The organism is Fretibacterium fastidiosum, from assembly GCF_000210715.1.
GTDB lineage: Bacteria > Synergistota > Synergistia > Synergistales > Aminobacteriaceae > Fretibacterium > Fretibacterium fastidiosum.
The window spans coordinates 1,809,038-1,810,863 of sequence record NC_021038.1; the positions used below are offsets into that span (position 1 = coordinate 1,809,038).

A 1,826-nucleotide genomic window follows, 5' to 3' on the forward strand; every position below is an offset into this window, starting at 1 on the left:
CTTCTGGCCCTCTTCCTGACGGCCCTGCCCCCCGCGGAGGCGAAGGTGTACGTGACGGAGCCCCTGCTGGTGGCCCAGCCCTCCTACGCGGGGATGCAGTTCTACGTCTTCCGGCCCTACAACATGCCGAAGGACTGGTACGTGACCTTCGACGGCTTCCCCGTCCGGAAGAACCCGGACGGCGTTTGGGTCTATGGGACGTCCAACGGGCCGAACCTCACACCGACGAACTACATCGTGGGCTCCGTCGTGCCCTCCATGGCGGGCATCACCCCCTGGGTGCAGCCCGCGCAGATATCCGAGCTGCGCAAGCTCCCGACCCCCGAGATGATCGCCGTGCGGCAGTCCGCCCCGCCCGCCTCGAAGCTGGCCGCCGGGCAGGCCCACTCCACCTGGATACCGGACTGGACCTACAACTCGCGCTTCATGGCGGTGGGGAACTGGAAGGGCAGCGTGGACCGCATGGGAGTGCTGCACAACCCCGCCGTGCCCATCGCCTGGCGCGGGACGTACCCGAAGGTCATCTACGCCTGGACGGGGTGCAGCTGGTATCAGATCAAGCCGAAGGAGTATCAGAGTCCGCTGGGGGCGCTGAAGGCGGAGCTCTACAGTCTGGTGCGGATGGTGAAGCACAACCGGTTCACCTGGTACGAGGAGGACATGCCCGTCCTGGCCCAGCAGGCCACCGCGTGGGGGTACTACTGGATGGGGGAGGTCGTCCCGGAGCGATGAGGGCCAAAGGGATGAAGATTGCCCTCCTGTCGGCGGCTCTGGCGACGGCGTCGGTGCGGGCCCTCGTCCCCTACGCGCCCCCCGCGGTGATCAACGAGTCGGACTGCCCCAGCGCCTTTGCGATGGACGTGCGCCCCAGGCGCAACCCCGGCTCCGTGGGGTCCGTGACCGCGGACGGGTATCCCGTGCTGCTCCGCCCCTCCGGGGCGGCGTGGTACGTCATGCCGCACGGGATGCCCCTTCCGGACCCCGTCGTCCTGCGGGGGTACCCCGGCGCGGACTTCTCTCCGGGCCCCGGTCCCGCCGCGGCGCCCCTTCCGGCGCCGGCCTATTAGGGAAGCGCTGATTAATTTTCAAAAGTTGTTGAAAGCAATCAAGGATCATCAAACAAAGAGTATCCTTTAGCGCTTCCCTGAAATTTTAAAATGGGGCTACGCCCCAAGCCCCACGCGCTTCGCGCGGCCTGATGAAGTTTCAGGCACTGAAGGGAGCCCATACGGTTGACAGTTCTCAACGACTTAATTCAGTGTTTCCTTAGAATGGGCCGGAAGGTTGCGGACGCGATCTTTTCTCGTCATTAAGAAGCAATGAAAGGCGGTGATCTTTAATGCTGGGTGCGATCGTCGGCGACGTCGTGGGGAGCCCCTACGAGTTCGATCGCAACAACGTCAAAACGACGGACTTCCCCCTCTTCTCCCCCCGTTCGAGGTTCACGGACGACACGGTGATGACCCTTGCCGTGGCGCAGGCCCTGATGGACGCCATGCCGGGCAGGGGAAAAGAGACGGACGAGGCGGTGCTGGAGGCAGCTCTGGTGCGGCGGATGCGCGAGTTCGGCAACCGCTTCCCCCACGCGGGGTACGGCTCTCGCTTCGCGATGTGGCTCACCATGCCGGACCCGAAGCCCTACAACAGCTTCGGCAACGGTTCCGCCATGCGGGTTTCCCCCGTGGCGTGGGCGTTCGACGACCTGAGGGACGTGGAGCGCTATGCGGAGGTCACAGCGCGGGTGTCCCACAACCACCCCGAGGGCATCAAGGGCGCCAAGGCGACGGCCGCGGCCGTTCTGCTGGCGCGTTACGACTGTTCTCGCG

The 1,826-nt window shown here is 65.3% G+C and carries 3 protein-coding genes; all 3 read left to right on the forward strand.

Annotated elements, in window-relative coordinates; all coding sequences use genetic code 11:
• A partial coding sequence (locus SY1_RS08425; protein WP_208873421.1) for a hypothetical protein occupies positions 1-732 on the forward strand: 732 nt, incomplete at its 5' end.
• An 11-nt stretch (positions 733-743) separates the two neighbouring features.
• Complete coding sequence (locus SY1_RS08430; RefSeq protein WP_208873423.1) at positions 744-1,067, forward strand: hypothetical protein; 324 nt, start codon at positions 744-746, stop codon at positions 1,065-1,067.
• A 272-nt stretch (positions 1,068-1,339) separates the two neighbouring features.
• The coding region (locus SY1_RS08435; protein ID WP_243440639.1) for an ADP-ribosylglycohydrolase family protein at positions 1,340-1,826 on the forward strand (487 nt) is incomplete at its 3' end.